Source organism: uncultured Actinomyces sp. (genome assembly GCF_963542285.1).
Lineage (GTDB): Bacteria > Actinomycetota > Actinomycetes > Actinomycetales > Actinomycetaceae > Pauljensenia.
Map to the genome: position 1 here is coordinate 1 of NZ_CAUTWQ010000032.1, position 5,630 is coordinate 5,630.

Genomic DNA, 5,630 nt, shown 5'->3' on the forward strand with positions numbered 1-5,630 from the left:
CACACCCCACAAAGAAAAACAACAATCTCATACACACATTTCGGGCATTAACCCGGGTGTTCGGCCCCCGCTTTCTTACGAGCTATTATTTCAAGCTTGGTGGAGGGGTACTAACCCGGCATCTCCACTCCTATCAAACCGATCTACGATAGGCGATCCCTTCGTGAACGAGCAGAACACCGCTGAAGAGACCCCGAGGAAACAAAGGCAACACCGCCTGTGCCCGAGCAGAAGGCCGAGTTTCCCCGCACACGGCGGGGATGGGTTTTCAAAAATAAAGGCCGAGTTATCGGCCCTCCACTTTCTCTCGGCCACTTTATTTCAGGCTCGCGGGGGATACCGGCTCGGCACCTAAATCCTAACAAGCCAGAACATAAAAGGCAACCCCTCATCTACTCCCCGCACACGCGGGGCTCCAAATCAATGTTGTCTCACTGCTGCTTGCCGCCCAAACAATTTCCATGCTGTTTCTTGGTGTACATACAGAGCAAGCCAAGCCTAGATTTCCTGATAAATCCCTGTTATGCTCGACCTGTCGGGTTGGTACCCTCCGCCAGGCTTGAAATAACAGCTCGGTTTAACGCGGGGGCCGAAGGCCCGACATTTGTAAAGGCGAGGGAAGCCAGCCAGCCCACCAGTTACCCCGGGCAGGCCTCGGGTCTCTCGCCTTTGTCATGCCTGAAAAGCCGGGAACTCGATCATCTTGACCGCGTGCAAACAGCAAACGAGCAACGACAACTTACTCGAGCCCTTACCTCAGTAGCAGCGGTGTGACCTTGCACTCCTCACCCAGCTTCATCTGTGCGATCGAACACTCATCGCGCATGACAACCAGGCGTTCCAGTATCCGCTGGTGCACAGACCACGGATCAATCGTATTGAGGTAAATCCTTGTCCCGCCTTCAAAACCGGCGATCGTTGAAATCCTCCACTTGATCAAAATCCTCATGCGCATAGGAATCGATGAACTCGGAGGCCGGTAGTACCACTCCTCGTTACACGGAACCTCCGCCCCCGTCGCCGCGTGCATTGCGTGCACAAGGTCGCTGATGCCTCGTAATTGCTCGGGGGAGTACTCCCAAGGCTCAGCCGGCGCATGAAGCGGCCAAATCGCCAAGGACGGATAGCGATGCCCAAACCCAGCCATGGCCACAGCATGATCGTTTTGTGCCAAAATCAGCCCACGGGTCGCGGCGATCTTCAAGAGCTCGTCATAGATCCCCGGATAGGTGCGCACGCGCTCAATCTCGTCATGCGTCTGCGTCGAGAACTCATCAATCGCCACAAGCTGCTTGTGCAGGTGATCAAAAGACGCCCCCGCAGGCTTGAGCCAGTTCTGGAAAGCCACCACGTACTTCACGGCGGGATCTAAGTCGTACAGGTCCCGCATCGCCCGCACGGTCATCGACATGTACTGGAAGTGTTCCTCGGGCGTCAGCGTCCCAGCCGAAGCTAACTGGGACGTATCCTTCGCTCCATCAACGTAGTGACGTCGCCCAACAATCAGATCATGCCCGCCGGAAAAGAACCCATTCGCTTGGCTGAGTTTCTCAGAATCCGAAAGGGCGGCGAACTCTTCTTCGCTCCCTCCCGAGGCCATGAAGCGTGCGCGGACCACGTGCATCACGTGGTCGTACCCCTGTGGGGAGGCTAGGTATTCCGCCATCCTGCGCCTCTCGGCCTCGGAAGGAACATGACCGTGGTTGAGGTGCCAATAGTTGTACGAAACGATTTCAAAAAGGTTGGGAATTCGCCTAAACTCAGCCACTGTATCTCCAAGTTCCTCAGCGCCGAGGCCGTGGAGAGTTTCCCATTCCCCTGAGTGTGTGCGAATCACACGGGCCTTCTCCGGTGGAGTCTCGAGATAGCGCGCCGAGCAGAATGCACAATGATGCCCGTCGGCATCATGATCAATCAGGGGTGGCGTGGAACCGGGACGAGTCAGGGGGCGATGAGCTCGACCGGGAACCGTCCACACTTCAGTTCCGGTCAAAAGATTTCGCTGTTTCACCGTGCCGTCGGCTAGACGGAGGATTGCCTCATCGCTTCCCGTGGGTAGTACAGCCATGCTCCTACTTTATTCCGAACGCCCTTGCGCGTCTGATGAACAGGAAAATTTCAGGCGGGCAGCCAGCCCTTTGCGCGCCTTCCCAGATCTTCGAGAAGAGCCGTTGCCTCCTGAGCGCGATCAGGCTGAACAAAGAGGTGATCGTGGCGGCGGCTGGCAATGAAATTCGCAGTAATTGAACGCGCAGCAAGGATCTGAGCGATCGATGCAGTAATGCCGATTGCGGCAAGCTCGGTCGAAGAACCCAGGTCAATTCGCGTGTACAGCTCATCGGGGTTGATTCCTGCTTCACGAGCGGCGTCTTCCTCGACAACCACTGTGTAGGAATCTTCGTCGCGGATCACTGCAAAAATGTCGACATTCTGGGGGATTTCGTCAACCAAGGAAAATACGTAAGTACCGCTGGGTGTGGGATCAAGAGACGCAAGGACGCGATCAAGATCCGTCGAAGATGCATGTGTCATAGCTTCACGATAGCCCAGCGGTACCCACAAAATACGGCCCTGTCTCACATCGAAAAACGATATAAGTTGCGCCTGAAGCGAAAGTCTTACATCCGGTCCATAACATCGGGGTGCTTACCAGTGCGCCCAGCTTCTCCGCGGTCCAATGCATCGATTCGAGCCATCTGCTCCGCACTCAACTCGAAGCCCGAAACATCAAGGTTTTCTGCCCGGCGCTCGTGTGACGAGGCCTTGGGGAAGACAACGTCTCCCCGCTGAAGTGCCCAACGCAAAACCACCTGAGATTCGCGTGCACCGACCTCGCGTGCAATCTCAATGACGCTTGGTTCGCTCAGGACAGCGCCTCGAGCCAAGGGAGCCCAGGCCTCGGTAATAATTCCATGCTCGGCGTTAAAGCGGTGAAGCTCGCGGTTTGCGAAGTAAGGGTGAGACTCGATCTGGTTAACAGCAGGCATGATGCGTCCCTGCTCAAGGATCGGGGCAAGGTGATGGGCCTCGAAATTAGAGACCCCGATAGAGCGCACCAGACCCTCATCCATAAAGCTTTCCATTGCGCGCCAGGTGGGCATGATATCGCCTCCATAGAACATCGGAAGCGGCCAGTGGATCAAGAACAGATCCAGATAGTCCAGCTGCAAGTCCTCCAATGAGCGCTGAAGGCTCTCGCGAGCAACATCGGGCTCGTGATTGGGATTATTGAGCTTAGAAGTGACGAAGATCTCCTCGCGTGCGATAGGAGCATCGGTTAGCGCGCGGCCTACCTCGGCCTCGTTCCCATACATCTGTGCCGTATCGATATGACGGTATCCCAACTCGAGTGCATCACGAACACCGTCATATGCGTCTTGACCGGTCAGTTTGTAGGTCCCAAAGCCAAATTGAGGAATAGAAGCGCCCGAATTCAAAGGCAGGAATGCAATTGACTGACCCATAAAAACTCCGATACAAAAACGTATAAAGTGCCAAAAAGATATGCTCTGAAACACATAATATGCCCCCGTGGTGGAGCTGTGACTTTCGTAGCCCCAAATTTGGGTCTTAAAGCGTGAAAATCCCTTATTTTCCGCGTGTGTCAGCGGGAAAAGCTCGTTAGACTTTTCGAGGTAGTTAGATATACCGCGGAGGTGGCTGTGGTTAAGAAGCGTGCAGAAGGCGAAAGCAGAGCGCGAGCGAATACGCGTTCACGCCTGGTTGACGCCGCCATTGAAATTCTGGTGGAGCGAGGTTTCGCAGGGACCAAGATTGACGAGGTCGTGGCCCGCGCCGGATTCACCCGTGGTGCCTTCTATTCGAATTATTCGAATATGGATGAGTTGTTGGAAGATGCATTTATTGCATACTCAACGCGGCTATTAACAGAAATGACGCAAGCCTTTGATTCAATCGAAGGGCCGCTCACTCTAGAACGCATTGTTGATACCCTCGACAGTCTTTCTGCGCAGGGGCGAACGGCGTATATCCTCCTGATGGAATACCGCCTGTACCAAATGCGTCACCCTGATGCAGAGGGAATTCCAGGAAATCAGCGCAATCAGCTTGCCGATTTCGTGACCCAGATGCTCGAATCCGCCCTGGACCGCATGGGACGCCGCGCACTACTGCCAACCAACATCATGGGAGAGATTCTCTCGATCTTCTATCTCGAGGCTCTGGGTAGTGTCAATGACTCTGCCGAAGCCAATCAGATGCCGATCCGAAAGATCATCGACGTGATCGTCTTTGGATTCTCAGTCCCCAAGGACAGTGCGCAGCCAGTCACTCAGGGACTTGAGGGTGCTGACCGTGAGCAGTTCCTTGCCGAGGCCGTGGATCCTTCGCGTGAAAAGCTGATCCCCTTGGTCCGCCAGGTACTTGCAAATAGCTGAGTTAGCGGCTCAAAAAGCTGAGGTAATACGTGTTGAGGGGGTACGCCACGGTGCGTACCCCCTCAAGCTATAACTGCCGAAGCATCAAGCGTTCTACTTCAGATCGCTTGGCCACCACTGCAGGTTTGTGACTCGGCAGGTGAGTGCCCGACCGGGAAGGTCCGCCTCGGTGTTCCAGTCTTTCGAACCACCCGGAGTGACATCAGTGACCTTGACGCTGCTGGTTGCAGTATCGGTTGTGCCCTCGAGGGTGTAGGTGATCGTCAAGGTGAGATCGGCCTTCGTCTTTGTCTTTTGGGCAAATTCCGGGCCCTTGAATTGATCGATCTTTCCGCTGACGCGAACGTGGTTGCCGTCTGCTTCACACTTGATCGATATGTTTTCGGTGTGCGAGCTCACGCGAGAGTAATCCAGCGAGTCGGTCAGTGCTGAGTATTTTTCACCGCAGACGTTTCGAACGCTCTTTCCATCGGGATCGATCATCTTGAGCTGCTTAAGAAGCTGGTTGATCTTCTCTTGCGTGCCTGTTGAGTCAGCGTTCACGGAATCGCACCAGGGTTTAACCTGCTTTTCTGCGAGCTTCGTCTGTGCCTCGTCGACTTGCTTCTGGAGGGTCTGCGCCTGCTGTTCCAACTGCGAAGATTCATTCTCCAACGAGTGGTACCTATTCAAAGCGACCATATTCTGCGTGAAAGTCACTAATGCAAAGATCAATGACACGGCACAGACGATCGCGGTAATCAGAAATAAGCGCTTCGATGAACCGGTCTTGGGTGCAGCTGCCTTTTGCTGTCCTGTTTCAGCGTGGCTTGCCTCTGTCGAGGCCTGGGCTTGGGTGGCGCTTGCTGCCTGTCCCTGATTCGGAATCTGGGGTCCGTTCGTGCTCACTTGCCTGCCTCCCCGAGCTGCTTATTCAACGTATCGACTTGCTTTTGCAATTCGCTGATGGACTGACGTGCTGGCTGAAGTTCTACATTGACCGTGTTGGCTCGCGCATTGTTACGTGACGCTGCGCCAAGGAAGAGGAAGCCAAGCACTATGAAAAGAACGCTCAGGACAGTGAAGGTAATGGTCCAAGTCTTCTGCTTATCGCGGGGTTTCTTCGGAGGCTTAGGATTCTTCGGCTTTGCCGGAGCCATTGGAGAAGCGGGGATGGGTGATCCCGTCGTCGGAGCACCCGTGTAACTTGCGGGACGGGGAGGGAATCCTGGCGTGTAACTTGCGGGACGCGGA

5 protein-coding genes and 1 pseudogene are annotated in these 5,630 nt (G+C 54.8%); 1 reads left to right on the forward strand and 5 read right to left on the reverse strand.

The window, feature by feature from the left end:
- Positions 1 to 751 precede the first annotated feature (751 nt).
- The 3 genes from RW023_RS08315 to RW023_RS08325 all read right to left on the reverse strand — a co-directional run bounded on the left by RW023_RS08315 (position 752) and on the right by RW023_RS08325 (position 3,464).
- On the reverse strand, positions 752 to 2,068 hold the full coding sequence (locus RW023_RS08315; protein WP_315580748.1) for a DUF4921 family protein: 1,317 nt from the start codon (positions 2,066 to 2,068) through the stop codon (positions 752 to 754).
- A gap of 50 nt (positions 2,069 to 2,118) precedes the next feature.
- Positions 2,119 to 2,532 carry an ACT domain-containing protein gene (locus RW023_RS08320; protein ID WP_314968265.1) on the reverse strand — a complete coding sequence of 138 codons (414 nt, stop codon included), beginning with the start codon at positions 2,530 to 2,532 and terminating at the stop codon, positions 2,119 to 2,121.
- 86 nt (positions 2,533 to 2,618) lie between these two features.
- Entirely contained in the window at positions 2,619 to 3,464 is an 846-nt protein-coding gene (locus RW023_RS08325; protein ID WP_315580749.1) for an aldo/keto reductase, read from the reverse strand.
- Positions 3,465 to 3,662: 198 nt separating this feature from the next.
- On the opposite strand from RW023_RS08325, the gene RW023_RS08330 reads away from it, so the two are divergent.
- Positions 3,663 to 4,397, forward strand: coding sequence for a TetR/AcrR family transcriptional regulator (locus tag RW023_RS08330; protein WP_315580750.1), 735 nt, complete (start codon positions 3,663 to 3,665; stop codon positions 4,395 to 4,397).
- 93 nt (positions 4,398 to 4,490) lie between these two features.
- On the opposite strand, the gene RW023_RS08335 is transcribed toward RW023_RS08330, so the two are convergent.
- Together RW023_RS08335 and RW023_RS08340 are read right to left on the reverse strand one after the other, a co-directional pair.
- Positions 4,491 to 5,285 carry a hypothetical protein gene (locus RW023_RS08335; protein ID WP_315580751.1) on the reverse strand — a complete coding sequence of 265 codons (795 nt, stop codon included), beginning with the start codon at positions 5,283 to 5,285 and terminating at the stop codon, positions 4,491 to 4,493.
- Positions 5,282 to 5,630: pseudogene (locus RW023_RS08340) on the reverse strand (hypothetical protein); the annotation flags it as partial. The gene RW023_RS08335 and the pseudogene RW023_RS08340, both read right to left, overlap by 4 nt.

Bases quoted from the DNA above. Each gene is read 5' to 3' on its own strand.
- RW023_RS08315 (WP_315580748.1), bottom strand. From the start codon at position 2,068: ATGGCTGTACTACCCACGGGAAGCGATGAGGCAATCCTCCGTCTAGCC.
- RW023_RS08320 (WP_314968265.1), bottom strand. From the start codon at position 2,532: ATGACACATGCATCTTCGACGGATCTTGATCGCGTCCTTGCGTCTCTT.
- RW023_RS08325 (WP_315580749.1), bottom strand. From the start codon at position 3,464: ATGGGTCAGTCAATTGCATTCCTGCCTTTGAATTCGGGCGCTTCTATT.